The organism is Sphingosinithalassobacter sp. CS137, from assembly GCF_014334115.1.
GTDB lineage: Bacteria > Pseudomonadota > Alphaproteobacteria > Sphingomonadales > Sphingomonadaceae > Sphingomonas.
In genome coordinates, this window is record NZ_CP060494.1 from 2,699,449 (window position 1) to 2,719,535 (window position 20,087).

The 20,087-nt window shown below is 66.7% G+C and carries 11 protein-coding genes; 5 read left to right on the forward strand and 6 right to left on the reverse strand.

The genetic code is table 11. The annotated features are described in order from the left end of the window. Positions 1–287 precede the first annotated feature (287 nt). The gene (locus H7V21_RS13330) at positions 288–7,985 is read left to right on the forward strand and encodes an Ig-like domain-containing protein (protein WP_188054202.1); all 7,698 of its coding nucleotides are present in this window, start codon (positions 288–290) and stop codon (positions 7,983–7,985) included. 431 nt (positions 7,986–8,416) lie between these two features. Here H7V21_RS13330 and H7V21_RS13335 read toward each other — a convergent pair whose 3' ends face one another. Further along, the gene (locus tag H7V21_RS13335; protein ID WP_188054203.1) at positions 8,417–9,559 is read right to left on the reverse strand and encodes an acyl-CoA dehydrogenase family protein; all 1,143 of its coding nucleotides are present in this window, start codon (positions 9,557–9,559) and stop codon (positions 8,417–8,419) included. Positions 9,560–9,580: 21 nt separating this feature from the next. Continuing rightward, on the reverse strand, positions 9,581–11,653 hold the full coding sequence (locus tag H7V21_RS13340) for a 3-hydroxyacyl-CoA dehydrogenase NAD-binding domain-containing protein (RefSeq protein WP_188054204.1): 2,073 nt from the start codon (positions 11,651–11,653) through the stop codon (positions 9,581–9,583). Positions 11,654–11,745: 92 nt separating this feature from the next. Between H7V21_RS13340 and H7V21_RS13345 the strand changes: the two genes are divergently transcribed. Genes H7V21_RS13345 through H7V21_RS13355 form a run of 3 tightly spaced genes read left to right on the forward strand, consistent with a single transcriptional unit; the run spans position 11,746 to position 14,760 of the window. Next, positions 11,746–12,477, forward strand: coding sequence for an SDR family NAD(P)-dependent oxidoreductase (locus H7V21_RS13345; protein WP_262503881.1), 732 nt, complete (start codon positions 11,746–11,748; stop codon positions 12,475–12,477). A 53-nt stretch (positions 12,478–12,530) separates the two neighbouring features. After that, entirely contained in the window at positions 12,531–13,526 is a 996-nt protein-coding gene (locus tag H7V21_RS13350) for an NAD(P)H-dependent flavin oxidoreductase (protein WP_188054206.1), read from the forward strand. A 1-nt stretch (position 13,527) separates the two neighbouring features. Then, on the forward strand, positions 13,528–14,760 hold the full coding sequence (locus H7V21_RS13355; RefSeq protein ID WP_188054207.1) for an acyl-CoA dehydrogenase family protein: 1,233 nt from the start codon (positions 13,528–13,530) through the stop codon (positions 14,758–14,760). Positions 14,761–14,769: 9 nt separating this feature from the next. Here H7V21_RS13355 and H7V21_RS13360 read toward each other — a convergent pair whose 3' ends face one another. Next, entirely contained in the window at positions 14,770–15,912 is a 1,143-nt protein-coding gene (locus tag H7V21_RS13360) for an acyl-CoA dehydrogenase family protein (protein ID WP_188054208.1), read from the reverse strand. An 80-nt stretch (positions 15,913–15,992) separates the two neighbouring features. On the opposite strand from H7V21_RS13360, the gene H7V21_RS13365 reads away from it, so the two are divergent. Then, positions 15,993–17,171: an acyl-CoA dehydrogenase family protein gene (locus H7V21_RS13365; protein ID WP_188054209.1), complete on the forward strand. Its 1,179-nt coding sequence runs from the start codon at positions 15,993–15,995 to the stop codon at positions 17,169–17,171. Positions 17,172–17,190: 19 nt separating this feature from the next. Here the strand turns inward: H7V21_RS13365 and H7V21_RS13370 are convergent, their stop codons facing one another. From H7V21_RS13370 to H7V21_RS13380, 3 genes are read right to left on the reverse strand one after another with little or no spacing between them, the layout of a single operon-like run. Further along, the gene (locus H7V21_RS13370) at positions 17,191–18,252 is read right to left on the reverse strand and encodes a phosphotransferase (RefSeq protein WP_262503882.1); all 1,062 of its coding nucleotides are present in this window, start codon (positions 18,250–18,252) and stop codon (positions 17,191–17,193) included. Next, positions 18,249–19,433: an acyl-CoA dehydrogenase family protein gene (locus H7V21_RS13375; protein ID WP_188054211.1), complete on the reverse strand. Its 1,185-nt coding sequence runs from the start codon at positions 19,431–19,433 to the stop codon at positions 18,249–18,251. The genes H7V21_RS13370 and H7V21_RS13375 overlap by 4 nt, the downstream gene beginning before the upstream one ends. Continuing rightward, positions 19,430–20,080: a glutathione S-transferase family protein gene (locus H7V21_RS13380; protein WP_188054212.1), complete on the reverse strand. Its 651-nt coding sequence runs from the start codon at positions 20,078–20,080 to the stop codon at positions 19,430–19,432. The genes H7V21_RS13375 and H7V21_RS13380 overlap by 4 nt, the downstream gene beginning before the upstream one ends. Between the last annotated feature and the right edge of the window lie 7 nt (positions 20,081–20,087).

Sequence of the window (20,087 nt, forward strand, 5' to 3'; positions counted from 1 at the left end):
ACCGATTCGCGCCATAGCAATAGCAACTCGCGCTACAACAGCGGGCAAAATCCATCTGCTGCACAACTGTTGGCGCTGGAAAGCGTTGAGTCGAACTTGCCCAAAGCTAAAATATCAGTAAGTAAAGCGCTTAGAAGCACGTGCGGGGGTGTACTGTGATGCGGGTGGGGGCAAGCCTGGCGCAGGGCCTGTGGCGAGTCGCGGGGCGACTCGGGGACTGGGCGAAGGGCAAAACCGATTCGGCTGTCTCCGGATCGGATCTTTACGGCCGCGCTGTCCGGCGCGCGGTGGCGGCTGCGCCCCTCCTGTGCCTGGCGGCGATGCCGACGGTCGCGTCGGCGCAGAGTTCTGCCTGCAGCGCCATTCAGAGCGGCATTCTCGATTTCACCGCCACCGCTACCTATGGCGGTTCCACGACCTGGTCGGGCGGACGTTTTTCATTTGCAACGGGAACCGGAACGGCGATCCGGAACTCTGCGTGGAGCAACACGTCGCAGTTCAGCGACACCATCTATGCGCCCGACGCGACGGCTTCGTACAGCTTCGCGGCGGGCGAGACCGTGACGGTCACGTTCAACGTCACCAGCTATTCCTCAGCGAACAGCAACACGATCAACCTTCGCCTCGAGACAGGTAGCGGCAGCAGCTCCTTTGCTCCAGTCGTTCAGAATATCTCGGGTGACGGCACGTACACGCTCACCTACACCTTCGCGAGCGACACGGCGATGGTCGGCGTCACGACTCGCGAGACGAACAACGGGCCGGCGGCGACGATCTTGGTCGATGCATCCTGCTCCGGCGGAGCGCCGACCGTCTCCTCCGTCTCACCGGATTCCGGTCCGGCCAGTGGGAACGCGCTGGTTACGGTGAACGGCTCGAATCTCACCGGCGCCACTTCCGTGACCTTCGGCGGCACACCGGGGACGGGCATTACCGTCGCCGGCGACGGCAATTCGCTCAGCGTGACCACCCCTGCGCATGCCGCGGGTGCAGTCGCGGTGGCGGTGACCACCCCGGGCGGAAGCGATTCGCTGGCGAACGGCTACACCTATCTCGCCGCGCCGACAGCGACCTCGATATCCCCGACGAGTGGCCCGGCCTCCGGCGGCACCATCGCTACGATCACCGGCACCGGGTTCGTCGCGGGCGCGACCAGCGTGACGATCGGGGGAACGACGCTTCCCGCCGGCAGCGTCACCGTCGCCGGTGCGACATCGCTGAGCTTTACGACTCCCGCTCAATCGGCCGGCAATGTGGCCGTCACCGTGACCACCGGCGGCGGCACCAGCGGCGCCGTGCCGGGCGGATTCACCTATATTCCGGCGCCGACCGTCACGGGTCTTAGCCCGGCCTTCGGTTCGACGGCGGGCGGGAACACGGTCACCATCACCGGCACCGATCTCAGCGGCGCAACCGGCGTGCAGTTCGGCGGAACCGCCGCGAGCGGCGTCACCGTTGTTTCCGCCACGCAGATCACGGCCACCGTGCCGGGACCGGCCAGCGCGGGCACGGTCAACGTCACGGTCACCACGCCGGGCGGGACCAGCGGCACCGGCGCGGCGTCGCAGTATGAATATCGCGCACCGCCTGCTGTCGCGGTGAGTTCGCCGGCCGATGGCGGCACTGCATCGAGCACCAGCCCGACCTATTCGGGGACGGTCGCCAGCGGATCGACCGTCGAAGTCCATGTCGATGGCGCCAGCATCGGTGCCGCCACGGTCGCCGGGTCGAGCTGGAGCCTGGCGCAGCCGACGCCGCTCGCGCCGGGTTCGCATACCGTCTACGCGGTGGCGACGCTCAACGGAGTGCCCAACACTTCGCCGACCAGCAGCTTCACGGTGAAGCAGGACCAGACGATCGCGTTCAATTCGGCCGCGCCGACGACTGCCCAGTACAACACCGGCAACTATACGGTCACTGCGACGGCGACGTCCGGCCTGCCGGTGACGCTGACGATCGATCCCGCCGCGACGAGCTATTGCTCGATCGCAGGCAATGTCGTCACCTACACCGGCGTCGGCACTTGCGTGATCAATGCCAATCAGTCTGGAGACGCCTCCTATTATGCCGCGCCACAGGCCCAGCAGAGCTTCGCGATCGCGCCGGCGTCTCAGACGATCACCTTCGGAGCGGCGCCAGCAAGTCCGACCGTAGGCGGCAGCTATGCGCCGAGCGCGACCGCCACTTCCGGCCTGCCGGTGACATTCTCGATCGACGCCGGCTCGACGAGTGGCGCCTGCTCGATCGCGGGAGCGACGGTGAGCTTCACCGGTGCGGGCACCTGCATCGTCAATGGCAATCAGTCGGGCAACACCAACTATGCGGCCGCGCCGCAGGCCCAGCAGTCGTTCACGATCGCCGCGACGGCTCCCGGCGCGCCGACGATCGGGACTGCGACGGCGGGCGACGGCCAGGCGACAGTGAGCTTCGCCGCCCCGGCCTCGAACGGCGGCGCGGCGATTACCGGCTACACCGTGACAGCCTCTCCGGGGGGCGCGACCGCCAGCGGCAGCGGTTCGCCGATCACCGTGACCGGGCTGACCAACGGCCAAGCCTATACCTTCACCGTCACCGCGACCAATGCGCAGGGCACCGGTCCGGCGTCGGCCGCGTCGAATGCAGTCACGCCGCAGCCTGCTCCGCCGATCGCCGGCGCCTACAGCACCACTGCGCCCTATAATCCGGGGTCGGCGGCCCCGCAGTCGTTCAGCCTGTCCGCGCAAGTGACCGGCGGCTCGCCGACCGGCTATGCGGTCGGCTCCGCGACAACGTCCGGCGGCGGCTCGGTGAGCATCGATAGCAGCGGTCAGGTGAGCTACACGCCGCCGGCCGGCTACCGCGGCAACGACAGCTTCACCTACACCGCCAGCAATGGCGGAGGCACCTCCGCCCCGGCAACGGTGACTGTCCTCGTCGGGGATCCGACGCTCACGATCGGGCTGGCCGGAAGCGGCACGGTGGACACGGCGCTCACCGGCGTGACGGTGACCGCCAGCGGCGGTACTGCGCCCTATAGCTGTGCGCTCGCGGGCGGTACGCTTCCCGGCCTGACACTGAATTCGAACTGCACCATCACTGGAACGCCGAGCACAGCCGGAAATCATGCATTCACCGTGACGGTGACCGACAGCAGCGCCGGCCCCGCAGGCGCGTTCAGCCAGCTCAGCAACACGCTGACTCTCAGCATCGCTGCCCGTGCGAGCTCGGTGAGCCTGACAAGTGCTCCGAACCCCTCGACCTTCGGCCAGACCGTCACCGCGACGGCCACTATCACGGGCACTTCGCCCAGCGGCAGCGTGACGTTCAGCATCGGCGGCTCGCCGATCGCGGGGTGCGCGAGCGTTGCAGTGGCAGGCGGCTCTGCAAGCTGCAGCTACACACCGGCAACGGCCGGAACCTTCGCAGTCGATGCCGCCTATTCGGGAGACGCGAACAACGCGCCGAGCAGCGGTTCCGCGAATCAGTCGGTCACTCAGGCAAGCCAGACGGTCTCGTTCACGTCGACGCCGCCCGCGCCGGCCGTCTTCGGCGGCACCTATACGCCGAGCGCGACTGCCACGTCAGGTCTGGCGGTGAGCTTTGCCATCGATGCCACGTCCGGCGCAGTTTGCACGATCGCGGGAGGCACGGTGAGCTTCACCGGCGCCGGCACGTGCACGATCAACGCCAATCAGCCTGGCAACGTGAATTACAGCGCCGCGCCGCAGGCACAGCAGACCGTCACCGTGACTCAGGCGAACCAGACGATCGGCTTCACCTCGACGCCTCCTTCGCCCGCGAGCTTCGGCGGGACCTATACGCCAACTGCGACGGCGACTTCGGGCCTGGCGGTGAGCTTCACCATCGATCCCGCCGCCGGCGCGGTCTGCGCCATCGCAGGCGGTACGGTGAGCTTCACTGGCGTCGGCACGTGCACCATCAACGCCAATCAGGCGGGGAACGCGAATTTCAGCGCCGCGCCGCAAGTGCAGCAGACCATCACGGTAGCTCAGGCGAGCCAGACGATCGGCTTCACTTCGACGCCTCCGTCTCCGGCGAACTTCGGCGGCACCTATACGCCGGCCGCGACGGCCACCTCAGGACTCGCAGTGACCTTCACGATCGATCCGGCCGCGAGCGGCGTATGTTCGATCGCGGGCGGCACTGTGACCTTCACGGGCGCAGGCACTTGCACGATCAACGCCAATCAGGCGGGTAATGCGAACTATGGCGCTGCGCCGCAGGCCCAGCAGAGCTTCGCCGTCGGCCAAACGAGCCAGACCATCGCCTTCACTTCGACGCCTCCTTCGCCGGCGGCATTCGGCGGCACCTACACGCCGAGCGCGACGGCGACCTCGGGCCTCGCAGTGACCTTCACGATCGATCCTGCCACGGGCGGCGTGTGCACGATCGCCGGCGGCACTGTGACCTTCACCGGCGCAGGCGCCTGCACGATCAACGCGAACCAGGCGGGCAACGCGAATTACAGTGCCGCGCCGCAGGTACAGCAGACCGTCACGGTGGCCCAGGCCAGCCAGACGATCAGCTTCACCTCGACACCTCCGTCGCCTGCGCTCTTCGGCGGCACCTATGCACCGAGCGCGACGGCCACTTCGGGCCTGGCGGTGAGCTTCACGATCGATCCGGCCGCGAGCGGCGTGTGCACCATTGCCGGTGGAACGGTGAGTTTCACGGGCGCGGGCACTTGCACGATCAACGCCAACCAGCCTGGCAATGCGAATTATGGCGCGGCGCCGCAGGCACAGCAGAGCTTTGCGGTAGGCGAGGCGAGCCAGACCATCGCCTTCACCTCGGCGCCTCCGTCGGCGGCGGTATTCGGCGGAACCTATGCGCCGACCGCGACCGCGACCTCCGGGCTTGCCGTGACTTTCACGATCGACCCGGCCGCGAGCGGCGTATGCTCGATCGCAGGCGGGACGGTGAGCTTCACCGGAACCGGCACGTGCACGGTCAACGCGGATCAGGCCGGCAACTCGAACTATACCGCGGCGCCGCGGGTCCAGCAGAGCTTCGCGGTCGGGCAAGCAAGTCAGGCCGTCAGCTTCACATCGACGCCCCCTTCCTCTGCCACGCCGGGCAGCACCTATGTGCCCGCCGCAACTGCGACTTCGGGGCTGGCCGTGGTCTTCACGATCGATCCCGCTTCGAGCGCGGTCTGCACCATCTCCGGCGGGACGGTGCGCTTCACAGATGCCGGCACCTGCACGGTGAATGCCGATCAGCCCGGCAACGCCAACTATGGCGCCGCACCGCGGGTGCAGCAGGCCATCACCGTCGGCTATCCGGCGCCCGTAGTCGCGGGGGCGAGCGCGACGGTGCCCTACAACAGCTCGGGTACGGCGATCGACCTGTCGGCTTCGATCAGCGGCGTCCACAGCAGCATCGCAGTGGCGAGCGCGCCTGCGCACGGGACGGCGAGCGTGTCGGGCAATGTCGTCACCTATACGCCCACCGCGGGCTATTATGGGGCCGACAGCTTCACCTATACCGCGAGCGGCCCGGGCGGCACCTCGGCTCCGGCGACGGTGAGCGTCACCGTGGCGACGCCGGCTGCACCGAGCGTCGTCGATGCGAGCGCCAACGTGCCCTACAACAGCACGGGTACGGCGATCGACCTGTCGGCTTCGATCAGCGGCGTCCACAGCAGCATCGCGGTGGCGAGCGCGCCTGCGCACGGGACGGCGAGCGTGTCGGGCAATGTCGTCACCTATACGCCCACCGCGGGCTATTATGGGGCCGACAGCTTCACCTATACCGCGAGCGGCCCGGGCGGCACTTCGACTCCCGCGACGGTGACGCTGACCGTTGCCGTGCCTGCGCCGCCAACCGTCGCGGATCGCAGCGACGTGGCAGTCGAATACAATAGCGCGGGTACCGCGATCGACCTCGCGGGTTCGATTTCGGGTGTCTACACCAGCGTCGCCATTGCATCCGCGCCGGCGCACGGAACGGCGACGATCACGGGTACTGTGGTCACCTATGTGCCCACGGCGGGTCACTGGGGTGCGGACAGCTTCGCCTATACCGCCAGCGGCCCCGGCGGGACCTCGACAGCGGCTACGGTCGGACTGACGGTGGCAGCGCCGCCCCCGCCGGTGGCACAGCCGGGCAGCGAGACAGTGACTGGCAACACGCCGGTCGATCCGAACGGCAGTGTCCAGATCGATCTGTCCGCGCTCGTATCGGGCCAATATGACACGATCCGCATCGATACGCCGCCCGCGCACGGCACGGTGACGTTGCAGAGCACCGGCGCCGGTAGTGCCGGCTCGGGAACCCGGGCGCTTGCCGTCGCGACAGTGATCGCAACCTACACGCCGGCGGTCGGCTATGTGGGAACCGACAGCTTCACCTTCGTGGCGGTCGGGCCAGGCGGGACTTCCTCCCCGGCTGCCGTGACGGTCGAGGTCGTCGGTGCAGCGCCGGTGGCGAGCCCCCACAGCGCAGCGACCGGCGATGGCCAGACGGTATCGGTGGACCTCACCGCGGGCGCCGCAAACGGGCCGTTCACTGCGGCGAACATTGTGGCCGTCACCCCGGCAGCGGCGGCGACCGCTACGATCGTGACGACCGGATCCGGCTCGACCCAAGGCTATCGCCTCGACGTCACCGCCGCCAATCGCTTCGGCGGCACGATCAGCGTGCAGTATACGCTGAGCAACGCCTATGGGACTTCGGCTCCCGCAACGGTGACGGTGACGGTGAGTGCGCGGCCCGATCCGACCACCGATCCGAACGTCCGCGGAATCAGCGACGCGCAGGCGGAGGCGACTCGGCGTTTCGCCCGCAGCCAGGTCTCGAATTTCATGCGGCGCACCGAGCAGCTGCACAACGGCGGCGGCTCGGGCGGCTCAGCAATGGGCGTGACGCTCAATTCCCGCGATGGAGGGGCTTTCCCCCAGGCGATGCCCGGCACCGACGATTCCGCGCTCGCGATCACACAGCGAATGCGGATGAGCGAGGAGGATCCGGCGATCGGCGCCTATCTGAACAGTCCCGCCGGCCGCTACGATCGAGGCGGAATGCTCAACCGACCGGACAGTCTTCTGGGCACATCCTCGGTGGGTGTCGCTCCGGCGGAATCGAACGGCCAAGCGGGCGAGGAGCCTGGCTATGGCGCCGATGCCGGCCCCGGCGACGGGCGGCGCCAGCCGGGTTCGGTCGCGGTGTGGAGCGGCGGAGCCATCGATATCGGAACGCAGGATGCGACGCGCGACCGCTCGAAGATCACGGCGACCACGACGGGATTGAGCGGCGGCGCCGATATCATGCTGGCCGAGGGAGCGGTGCTCGGCATCGGCGGCGGCTATGGCAATGACGTCAGCTGGATCGGCGGATCGGCGGCGCGCGTCCGCAGCCAGAGCAGCCTGTTCGCGGCCTATGCCAGCCTGACGCCGTTCGAGGGCGCATTCGTGGACGGCATGGCCGGCGTGGGCGATCTCAGCTTCTCGACCCGGCGGACGGTCGAGGAGACGCGCGGCGTGGCGCTTGGCAGCCGCGACGGTGCGTTCACGGTGGCGGCGCTCGCACTGGGAATCGACCGCGGGGGCGGTTCGATCCGCTGGTCGATCTATGGCCGGGGCGAGATCATGAACGCGGATCTGGACGCCTATGTTGAATCGGGCGCGGGCCGGTACGACCTCCGCTTCGACGCGCGGAGCCTCGACTCGCTGACGGGCACGCTCGGCGCGCGGATCGAGGCCGAACAGCGCTTTGGAGACTTGTCCGTCCAGCCGCGGCTGCGGTTCGAATGGAGCCACGAGTTCCAGGATGCGGACCCGCAATGGCTCGACTATGCCGATATCCCCGGAGCGGCATTCTACAGCCTGGCGACGCGCAACTGGACCCGCGACCAATATCAGCTGACCGTCGGCAGCAGGTTCCTTCTCCTTTCCGGCTGGGGCCTCGACTTCGAAACGGGCGCCCGGTTCGGCAGCGGGATGACGGCAGGCACCTTGCGAATGCTGCTTTCGAAGCGGTTCTGACGCAAGACCGGGCGGGCGATCGGCGACCTTCGGGCTCGTCGGCCGGACGATGATCAGACAGGTTCCGATCCCGCGAGGGGCTTCACCAGAAGTTGGAGCGGTCCACCCGGTATAGGTCCAGAAGCCGCTCCGGCCCGCCTTGTCAGGGCCGCACGCGTCGATCCACCGAAGCGCGAGTTCCCGGCCTTCGCGCCGCGTGGACGCGGTTAGAGGAGCCCGGAATTGGCTCGTTCCGAAGTGGTCGTGCTTTGTTGTGGAGGGGGATGGTGCGCCACAAAGTCTTCAGCGAACCCGTCTCGCTTTCTCGCTTTCTCGCTTTCTCGCTCTCCAGCTCCTTCAGTCGCCGGACCTCGGAGACCTCCAGCCCCCATAGTTCGGTTTCCGGTTGAAGATGTCAGCGTCCGTAGCGTTCTGGTGCGGAGACTCGTGCGCTATAGCGATCGGCCGATCACTTCTTTCATGATCTCGTTCGTACCGCCGTAGATGCGGCTGACGCGGGCATCGCGCCAGAAGCGGGCGATCGGGTATTCGTTCATATAGCCGGCCCCGCCATGGAGTTGCAGCGCGGCGTCGCACACCTCGCCCTGCAATTCGGTGTGCCACAGCTTTGCCGCCGATGCCTCGGCGGTCGTCAGCTTGCCCTCGACATGGCGTTTCAACGCCCAGTCGATATGCGCCCAGCCGACCTGAAGCTTGGTCGCGAGATCGGCGAGGACGAATCGCGTATTCTGGAAGTCGAACACGGTTTTCCCGAACGCCTTGCGCTCCTTCACATAGGCGAGGCCTTCGTCGAACGCGCGCTGGGCAGCCGCCTGTGCGCCGATCGCGATCGACAGGCGCTCCTGGGGAAGCTGGCTCATCAGATAGACGAAGCCCTTGCCTTCGTCGCCCAGGCAGTTGGTGATCGGAACGCGCACGTCGTTGAAGAACAGTTCCGATGTGTCGCCCGAATGCTGGCCGATCTTATCAAGGTTGCGCCCACGCGCGAAGCCCTCGCGCGTCGCTTCCACCAGGATCAGTGAGATCCCCTTGGCGCCCAGTTCGGGATCGGTCTTCGCGACGACGATGACGAGGTCGGCATTCTGGCCGTTGGTAATGTAGGTCTTCGACCCATTGATCACGTAATGGTTACCGTCCGTACGCGCGGTGGTCTTTACGCCCTGGAGGTCGGAGCCGGTGCCCGGCTCGGTCATGGCGATGGCAGTGATCGCCTCGCCGGAGATCATCTTGGGCAGCCACTCGCGCTTTTGCTCTTCCGAGCCGTAGTGAAGGACGTAGTCGGCGACGATATCGGACTGAAGTGTGATGCCGACTGCGGAGCCCGTATAGGCCAGCTCCTCGCCGATGACGGCATTGTAGCCGAAGTCGAGGCCTAGCCCGCCATATTCCTCCGGAAGGGTGGGACAGAGCAGGCCGGTCTCGCCGGCAGCGCGCCAGAATTCGCGATCGACGATCCCGGCCTCTTCCCAGCGTTCGAGATTGGGAATCAGCTTCGCCTCGAAGAACTTGCGCACCTGTTCGCGGAACAGCTCGTGATTCTCGTCGTACCCGGTGCGATCGGCGGTGTTCAGCATGTCTCTCTCCTCTCCGGTCGGTCAGCCGGCGTTGCGGACTTGGTGCAGCGGCTGGCCCTTCTCGGCAAGCTCGACAAGCAGTGGGGCCGGTGTCCGGCCGGTCTCCCGAAGACCAGCGATGACTCGGTCGAGACCGACAGTATCCGCCCAGAACAGCGGACCGCCCGTGTAGACCGGCCAGCCATAGCCATAGACGAGCGCGATATCGACGTCGGATGCGCGGATCGGGATGCCTTCGCCGAGCAGCTTCGCGCCCTCGTTCACAACCGGGAACAGCAGTCGCTCGACAATCTCCTGCGCCGCGAATCTGCGGGGTGCCGAACCGGATTTCGCCTGGAAATCCCGGATCACCTTTTCGGCGACCTCCGAAGGAGTCGCGCGGCGCTGCTCGTCATAATCGTAGAAGCCGCCCTGCTTCTTCTGCCCCCAGCGGTCCATCTCGCAGAGCACTTCGACGACCGTCGATCCGCTGCTGGTCGCCGCGTCCCAACCGATGACGTCGAGGCCGACAAGGTCAAGCATCGCGAAAGGCCCCATCGCAAAGCCATAGTCGACGATCGCGGCATCGACATCCCAGGGCATCGGTCCTTCGAGCAGCAGCGCCTCGGCCGCGGCCATGCGCGGGGCCATCATGCGATTGGCGATGAAGCCGTCGCAGACGCGACTCAGCACCGCAACCTTGCCGATGCGGCGGCCGATTCCCATCGCGGTGGCCACGACCTCGGGCGCTGTCAGCTTGCCCCGCACGACCTCGAGCAGTTTCATCACGTTCGCGGGCGAGAAGAAGTGCATGCCGACGACATGGTCGGGACGCTTCGTAGACGCCGCGATCGCATCGACGTCGAGGAAGCTCGTATTGGTCGCCAAGACGGCATCCGGCTTGGCGATCCCGTCGAGCTTGCCGAAAATCTCCTGCTTCAGCTCGAGCTTTTCGAACACGGCCTCGATGATCAGATCGGCGTCGCCCAGATCCTCCATCGCCAGGGTCGGCGTCAGCAGCGCCATGCAGCGTTCCAGCTGCTCCGGCTTCATCCGCCCCTTGTCGACGGTGACCTGGTAGTTGCGCCGGATTGTCGCGACACCGAGATCGAGCGCATCCTGCCTCGCCTCGACCAGCGTCACCGGCATGCCGGCATTGAGGAAATTCATGGCGATGCCACCGCCCATCGTTCCGGCGCCGATCACGCCGACGGTGCGGACGTCGATCTGCTGGGTATTCCTGGGGATATCCGGCACCTTCGCCGCTTCGCGCTCGGCGAAGAAGAGGTAGCGTTGCGCCGCTGCTTCCCGGCTGGAGAACAGTTCGGCGAACAGCGCCGCCTCGCGCTTCATGCCTTCGTCGAACGGCAGCGTGACCGCCGCCTCGATCGTCCGGATGATGTTTTCGGGCGCCTTGAGGCCGCGAAAGGCGCGCGCGTGCTTCTGCCTGAATGCGGCGAAGAGCTCGGGCCCCGATTCCAGCTCCAGCCCCTCCGTCCGGTCGCGTACCCGGATGAGCGGGCGATTTTCGTCGGCCGCAGCGCGCGCAAACGCCACTGCCTGTTCGACCAGCGCACCCTCTGCGACGATCTCGTCGACCAGCCCGGTTGCATGGGCCTTCGATGCGGAGACGGGGCGACCGAGCGCGATCATCTCGAGCGTGGTCGCCGCGCCGGTGATCCGGGGCAGCCGCTGCGTACCGCCGGCGCCGGGCAGGAGGCCAAGCGCGACTTCGGGCAGGCCCAGCTTCGCGGACGGCACGGCGACCCGGAAATGACAGACTAGTGCTACCTCCAGCCCGCCACCCAGCGCGGTTCCATGGAGCGCGGCGACGGTGGGTTTCGGGGACGACTCGATCAGGGCCTGGACCTGGTGAAGGTTGGGGCCGCGCGGAGAGGGATCGTCGAACTCGCGAATGTCGGCGCCGGCGATGAACGTGCGCCCCGCGCAGGCTAGGACGATGGCACGCACCTGGGGATCGGCGAGCGCCGATTCAAAGCCGAGCTGAAGTCCTTCGCGGACATCGGCAGACAGCGCATTCACGGGCGGTGAATCGAGCGTCAGGACCGCGACGCCGTCGTCGATCTCCAGTCTTGCCACCGGATTGAGTTCCATCCCTGTCTCTCCGTCCATCTTTGCGCTAGGGCGCTATCGGACTAACTACTCAATTAATCAAGGAGGTGGTGGTGGAGAGATTGGAAGGCCGCGTGGCACTGGTGACCGGAGCATCCTCCGGCTTGGGCGCGCGTTTTGCGCGGATATTGGCCGGACAGGGTGCACGGGTGGTGCTGGCTGCGCGACGTACGGCAATGCTCGACCAGATCTGCTCGGAAATCCGGTCGGATGGCGGCACGGCAGTCGCGGTGGCGATGGACGTGACCGACGAAGCCTCCGTCCAGGCGGCTTATGGGGCGGCGGAGACGGAATTCGGTGCAGTGGATACGGTGATCGCCAATGCCGGGATGAACCTTGAAGGTCCGGCGCTGAACGTGCCCGTCGATGCGCTCGACCAGGTGATGGCCGTCAACGTGCGCGGCGCATTTCTGACCGCACGGGAAGGTGCGCGCCGGATGATCGTCGCCGGAGGCTCGAATGGCCGAATCGTGCTGATCTCGTCGATCACGGCGCAGTCAGTTTCTCCCGGTCTCGCGCTGTACAGCGCGTCCAAGGCGGCGGTGCTGCAACTCGGGCGCGTGCTGGCGCGTGACTGGGCAAACAAGGGGGTCAACCTGAACATCCTCTGCCCCGGTTACATCCGCACCGAGCTCAACTCCGACTGGTTCGATACCGAAGGGGGGAAGCGGCAGATCGCCAAATGGCCCCGCCGGCGCCTGATGGGCAATGATGCGCTCGATTCGATCCTGGTCTACCTCGCCTCGGATGCCAGCAGGTACAGCACGGGCGGGGTCTTCACGATCGACGACGGACAGACACTCTAGACTTAACTGTGCAAATAACTAATAGCATCCACCGTGAGCCGTGCCGGGAGAGGATGATGCTGAGAACCCGCTTTACCGAGGCATTCGGGATCGACCATCCCATCGTCCAGGGCGGAATGATGTGGGTGGGCACGGCTGAACTGGTTGCGGCCGTTGCCAATTCGGGCGCGCTGGGTTTCCTCACTGCGCTGACCCAGCCGACGCCCGAGGCACTGGCGAAGGAGATCGTCCGGACGCGCGACAGCACCGACCGGCCGTTCGGCGTCAACCTGACGATCCTGCCGTCGATCAGCCCGCCCCCTTATGCCGAATATCGTGCGGCGATCATCGAAAGCGGGATCGGGATCGTCGAGACGGCAGGATACAAGCCGCAGGAGCATGTCGATCATTTCAAGGCGCACGGCGTGAAGGTGATCCACAAATGCACTGCCGTTCGTCATGCGCTGTCGGCGGAGCGGATGGGAGTCGATGCGGTCTCGATCGACGGGTTCGAATGTGCGGGCCATCCGGGGGAGGACGACATCCCGGGCCTGATCCTCATCCCCGCGGCGGCGGACAGGGTGTCGGTCCCGATGCTCGCCTCGGGCGGGTTCGGCGACGGGCGCGGACTGGCCGCGGCGCTCGCGCTCGGTGCGGACGGGATCAATATGGGCACCCGTTTCTGCGCGACGAAGGAGGCGCCGATTCACGAGAATTTCAAGGCAGCGATGGTTGCGAACGACGAACGGGCAACGGCGCTGATCTTCCGCAGCTTTCGCAACACCGCGCGGGTGGCGCGCAACGCGATCGCCGAATCGGTGTTGGCGGCGGAAGCGGAAGGCAAGCCGTTCGAGGAGATCGCGCACCTGGTGAAGGGCGCGCGCGGCAAGCAGGGGCTGGATAGCGGCGACCTCGATCACGGCATCTGGACCGCCGGGCAAGTGCAGGGCCTGATTCACGATGTTCCGAGCGTGCGCGACCTGGTCGACCGGATCGTTGCCGACGCCGAGGCGATCATAGCTCGGCGGCTCCGCGCCATGGTGGCGGACGAAGCCGTGGCGGCACTCTGACATGCACCTGAATTGGAGCCCCGAGGAACTGGCGTTTCGCGACGAAGTCCGCGCCTTCATCGCTGACGAACTGACGCCGGAACTGGCGCAGGCCGGGCGCATGGCGACCAGCGTCTATCCTGACCACAAAGCGAGCATGGAATGGCAGCGCCGCCTCCACGCGCGCGGGTGGGCAGCGCCGCACTGGGCCCCAGAACATGGCGGGCAGGACTGGAGCGTTGCGCAGCATTACCTGTTCGATCGCGAGATGATAGAGGCGGGAGCCCCGTCGTTGTCGCCGATGGGCATCCACATGGTGGCGCACGTCATTATGCGGTTCGGCACCCCCGAACAGCAGGCATTCTTCCTGCCCCGCATCCTCACCGGCGAAGTGTTCTTCTGCCAAGGCTATTCGGAACCGGGTGCGGGGTCGGATCTCGCCTCGCTCCAAATGGCTGCGGTCGCGGACGGCGATGATTTCGTGCTGAACGGATCGAAAATCTGGACGACTCACGCGGCCGAGGCGAACTGGATGTTCGCGCTGGTCCGCACGTCGAAGCTCGATCGCCCCCAGCAGGGGATCACGTTCCTCCTCATCGAAATGGACGATCCGGGGATCGAAGTGCGTCCTCTGCTCATGACGTCGGGCGAGGAAGTGCAGGCGCAGGTGTTCTTCACCAATGTCCACGTGCCGCAATCCAACGTGCTCGGCGCGGTGGACCAGGGCTGGGGCGTCGCCAAATACCTGCTGGAATTCGAACGTGGCGGAAGTGCCTATGCGCCTGCGCTTCACGCGCGTGCGGACCGGATCGCCACCGAGGCCGCAGAAATGCACACGGGCGAAGGCGGGACTCTGATCGACAATCCGGCATTCGCGCACAAGCTCGCGGCAGCGCGCGCGCGCGTAGATACGCTCGAAATCCTCGAAATGCGGCTGCTCTCCCAGGCGTCCCGGGGCGGCAGTGTCGGTGCCCTGTCGTCGATGATGAAAGTGCTCGGCACCGAACTGGCCCAGCATCTGAGCGAGCTTGCGCTGGAGGCGGCCGGTCCGGCGGGAAGCGTCTATCAGCCGCATGCTGCGATGCCGGGTGGACCGACGCCGTACTTCACTCCACCGAAGGACGGCCATGTCGTCGGGGCGGCATGGCAGGCGCTGGCGCCGCTGCGCTATCTCAACGAGCGGGCGGGATCGATCTACGCCGGATCGAACGAAATCCAGCGCAACATTCTCGCCAAGATGGTGCTCGGCCTCTGACCTTCTCGTTCAGGCGGCTTTCGGGCGGCCGAGCGACGAGTAGCGGGCGAGGTGATGATCGACGGTGCCGAACTGCTGTTCGATTACAGTCGCGCGCTTGAAATAATGGCCGACGGCCAGCTCCTCGGTCATCCCCATCGCCCCGTGAAGCTGGACCGCATTCTGCCCCACGAAACGGAGCGATTCGCCGAGTGTCGCCTTCGCGGCGGAAACGGCGCGGGCGCGCTCCGCATCGGGTGCGCTCAGGTTCAGCGTAGCGAGAAAGCTTGCCGAGACTGCCTGCTCCAGCGCCATGTACATGTCGACCATGCGGTGTTGCAGCGCCTGGAAACTCGCCAGCGGCTGGCCGAATTGGCGCCGCTGCCGGGTATAGTCGACCGTGTCCGCCATCATCCGGCGCATCACGCCGACGCCCTCGGCGCACACGCCGGCGGTCCCCGCATCGATCGCGCGTTCGATATGCGGCAGCGCGTCGCCTTCGCCGGTCAGCAACGCATCGCCAGGCAGGCACAGGTCGGTGAGGACAAGGTCGGCGGCGGGGCGTTCGTCGATCAGGCGATAGTCATGGCGGGTGATGCCATCGGCCCCAGCGTCGGCAAGGAACAGGGCAATGCCCTCGCGATCCCCCGCCGACCCGCCGGTGCGGGCCGAAATCAGCAGCTGATCGGCATCGGGCGCGCCGACGACGACGCTCTTGGTGCCGTTCAACAGCCAGCCATCGCCATCCGCCGCCGCCGTCGTATCGACATGGGCCAGCGTATAGCGGCTCCGCGGCTCGCCATGGGCAAGCGCGACCTGAGCCGAACCGGCGGCGATCCGCGCGAGCAGTGCGTCCGCCGTCTCGCCGCCGACACCGGAGAGCAGGCCACCCGATATCACCACCGTTTCCAAATAGGGCGCAAAGACCAGCGCTTCGCCGAGCGCTTCCATCACGACCATCGCTTCCACCGGGCCGCCGCCCATGCCGCCCACCCGTTCGGGCAGCGGTGCGGCGAGGATGCCGAGCGTTTCGGCGAAGTCGCGCCACAGCGCCGCATCGGCACCACCCGCGCGAAGCCGCTTGCCGCGCGTTTCGAAACTATAGCTGTCGCGCAGGTACCGCTCCAGCATCTCCTTCAGGATCGCTTGTTCGTCGCTCAGCCCGAAATCCACGCTCCGGCGCCCCTTCCTGTTGCATCGGCCATGATGCGCGTTATGCGTTCAATTAACTAACTAAGCAAGAAGAGGATGGCATGACCGCCCTTGGTGCCACCGCCGAAGCGCTGCGCCATGAAGTGCGCAACTTCCTCGCCCATGAGTTTCCGCAGGACGTGCTGGCGAAAGCGCGCGCCGGTACGGTGCCGGACCGGGACGACCACATCCGAATGCAGCGGGCGCTCCATGCGCGCGGCTGGCTGGCGCCCGCCTGGCCCGCGGAACATGGCGGCCCAGGCTGGACTCCTGCCGAACGCTATGTGTTCGAACAGGAGATGGAGCGGGCGGGGGCGCCGCCGATCATCCCGATGGGGATCATCTATGTCGGCCCGGTGATCTACACCTTCGGGACGCCGGACCAGCAGCGCCGCTGGCTGCCCGATATCCTCGAGAGCCGATCGATCTGGGCACAGGGCTATTCGGAGCCTGAGGCAGGTTCGGATCTCGCCTCGCTCTCGATGCGCGCGGAGCGGGCGGGCGACCGGTATCGCGTGACCGGCACCAAGATATGGACGACACAGGCGCATTGGGCGGACTGGATCTTCTGCCTCGTCCGCACCTCGCGCGAGGCGCGGCGCCAAGGCGGGATCAGCTTCCTGTGCATCGAAATGGACAGCCCTGGCGTCACCGTCCACCCGATCGTGACGCTCGACGGCGTGCACCACCTCAACCGGGTCGAGTTTCGCGATGTGGAAGTGCCGCTCGACCAGCGGATCGGCGAGGAGGGCGCGGGATGGCGTTATGCCAATGCGCTGCTGCGCAACGAGCGGATTTCCTACGCGCACGTCGCCCGCAAGCGTGCCGACCTCGATCTTCTGGAGGGCTGGGCGCAGCGTATGGCGCTGGGCGGCGAGGCTTCGGCGATCGCGCGGGAGGCGGCGGCGTGCCGGGTGGCGGTGGACATGCTCGAAATGCGGGTCCTCCGGCTGCTGGGGTTGGGTGACAACGCCGCGCTGGCCGATGCCGCGTCGCTCAAGATAGAAGCGACCGAGCTTGCCCAGCGGATCGCCACGCTCGGCCTGCGGCTCGCCGGCCCCGCCGCGGGCGCGTTCGTGCCGCGCCTCGACGGGAGATGGGGGGAACGGCTTGCCACCCTACCACCCGAGGCCGTGCTGTGGACCGCCAACTATCTCTTCGAGCGCGCGGGCGGCATCTACGGGGGAACGACCGAGATACAGAAGAACATTCTGTGGCGGATGATCGAAGGTAGTCGATAGCCCGGACTTGCGGGCGCGGTCACTTACCCCCGGCCTGACGCCAGCCGATCTCCGCCAATTCCGGAAGCGTCGCGACCATCCGTTCGGCGTCCGCCGACGCCGCCGTGCCGCGGATCATCCGTCCCTTGATCCCATGCAGGATCGCGGCGAAGCGGAACATGTTGAACGCCGCGTAGAAGTCGAGCGCCGGAATGCTCTCGCGCCCCGTGCGGCGGCAGTAGGCGGCGACATAGTCGGCCTCGGACGTTACGCCCAGCGCGTCGAGGTCGGCGCCGACAAGACCGGCGAGCATGTGGCTGGGCAGCCGGTACATCAGCAGGTGATAGGTGAAGTCGGCCAGAGGGTCGCCGAGCGTCGACAATTCCCAGTCGAGCACCGCCAGCACGCGCGGCTCGCTGGGGTGAAAGATCATGTTGTCGGCGCGGAAATCGCCGTGAATGACGCGGGTTTCCTGTTCGGGCGGGAGGTTTTCCGGTAGCCACTCGGCAAGCCGGTCCATTGCGTCGATCCGGCCCGCGGCCTCGTCTTCGCGATACTGGCGGGTCCAGCGTGCGATCTGTCGCTCGATATACCTGCCTTTGCGCCCATAATCGCCCAGACCCGCATCGTCGGGATCGATCGAATGAAGCTGCGCCAGCGTAACGTTCATCGCGTTGAAGTACGCGGCCCGCTCCTCGCGCGGCACGTCCGGGAAGGTCGAGTCCCAGAAGATTCGCCCGTCGACCAGCTCCATCACGAAGAACCAGGTGCCGATGACATCTTCATCGGTGCACAGGCCGAAAATGCGCGGCACCGGAAAACCCTTACCGCCCAGCGCCGCCATCACCCGCGCCTCGCGCTCGACGGCATGTGCACCCTTTAGCAACTGCCCCGGCGGCTTGCGGCGCAGCACATAGGCGCGGGCGGGCGTATCGAGCCGGTACGTCGGGTTGGACTGCCCGCCCCTGAACTGCGTGACGGTCAGCGGTCCCGCATAGCCTTCCACATTCGCCGCCATCCACCCGGCCAGTCGCGCCTCGTCGAAGCGATGCGCTTCGCGGACTTCGCGCGTTCCGGTGAAGCTGTCGGCAGCGCTGCTCACGCCTGTTCCTGCGCCGCGAGGGTCTCGCGCTTGATCTTCTTGGCGAGACTCCATTTGTGCACCTCGGTCGGGCCGTCATAAATGCGGAAGGCGCGGATTTCGCGGAACACCTGCTCGACGATGGTGTCGCCCGAGACGCCGGTGCCGCCCATCACCTGAACACAGCGATCGGCGACGGCGAACAGCAGGTCGGCGACCGCCACCTTGGTCATCGAGCTTTCGGTGGTGCCGGGCGCGCCCGAATCTAGCACATTGGCGCACCAGTCTATCATCAGCTCGGCCTGTTTCAGCGCGATCCGGTTTTCGGCGAGCATGAAGCCGACGCCTTCATGGTCGATCAGCATCCTGCCGAATGCGTGGCGCTTCACCGCATAGGCGCAGGCGATTTCGTGCGCACGGGACGCCGCGCCGTGCCAGCGCATGCAGTGCGTAAGGCGGGCGGGGGCGAGCCGTACCTGCGCATAGCGAAATCCTTCGCCGACTTCGCCGAGTATCTGATCGGCCGGCACGCGCAATTTGTCGATAGTGACGATGCTGTGCCCGCCGGGCATCGAACTGTCGATCGTGTCGAGCACGCGTTCGATTCGGATCGCGGGGTCGGGCAGGTCGACAAGGAACAGAGTCGCGCCTTCCTCGGTCTTCGCCATCACGATGCCCACCGTCGCGCCGTCGGCGCCGGTGATGAACGCCTTGCGCCCTTCGATCACCCAATGATTGCCGTCGCGCCGCGCGGTCGTTTGCAGCATCGAGGGGTCGGAGCCAGCCCCGCCATCCTCTGCCGGTTCGGTCATGAAGAAGGCCGAACGCGCCTTGCCGGTCAGCATGGGGGCGAGGAAACGCGCTTTCTGCTCCTCGCTCGCGACCTTGCCGAGCAGGAACATATTGCCCTCGTCAGGCGCAGCGCCGTTCACTGCCACCGGGCCGAGCGGCGACAGCCCCGCCGCGCGGAACACCATGGCAGTCTCGCCATGTGTCAGGTGGGTGCCATCGTCCAGGATGTGCGGCGTCATCAGACCCGCCTGCCTCGCCAGATCGCGCAGTTCCGCGACCAGATCCTCGCTCGGTCCGTGCGGCCCGCACCGCGGATCGCGTTCATAGGGAGCCACCGTTTCGCGGACGAAGACGGCGACACGCTCCGCGATAGCCGGGGCGCGGCTGCTGTTGCCGGTCGGTTCGGTCATTCCGGGGCGCTCCGGTTGGTATGGGCGGCGAGCCGGTTGGCACCGCCGAGCTCGACTGCACGCGCATGGGCTGGGCGTGCCTCGATCCGCTCCAGCCAATGCGCGATGGCCGGATAGTCGCCGCTCAGCGGCATCGCGCGTACCATTTCGCCGATGAAGCTCATCTGGATGTCGGCTGCGGTGAAGTCGCTGCCGACAAGATAGTCGGTCGTTGCCAGCTGTGTCTCGATATACCCCAGGTGCCGGGCAAGCTCGCTGTCGATCCGCCAGCGCAGAATGTCGGTCTCCCCGCCGAGCGCCGTGACATAGAGGTTGAGCATCAGCGGCAGCATCGCCGACCCTTCGGCATAGTGAAGCCACATCTCATAGGCGTCATACTCCGCGCTGCCGACGGGCGGCGTCAGCCGGCCCCCGCCATATCGGCGCAGGACGAAGGCGATGATTGCGCCGGACTCGAATACCGTTTGCCCGTCCGCGACCAGCACCGGCGACTTGCCGAGCGGATGCACCGCCTCGAGCGACGGCGGGGCGAGGCGGGTGGCGGGATCGCGAGCATGCTCGACCAGTTCGTAGGCCAGGCCCAGCTCTTCGAGCAGCCACAGGATACGCAGCGACCGGGAATGGTTCAGGTGGTGGACGGTGATCATGTCGGCC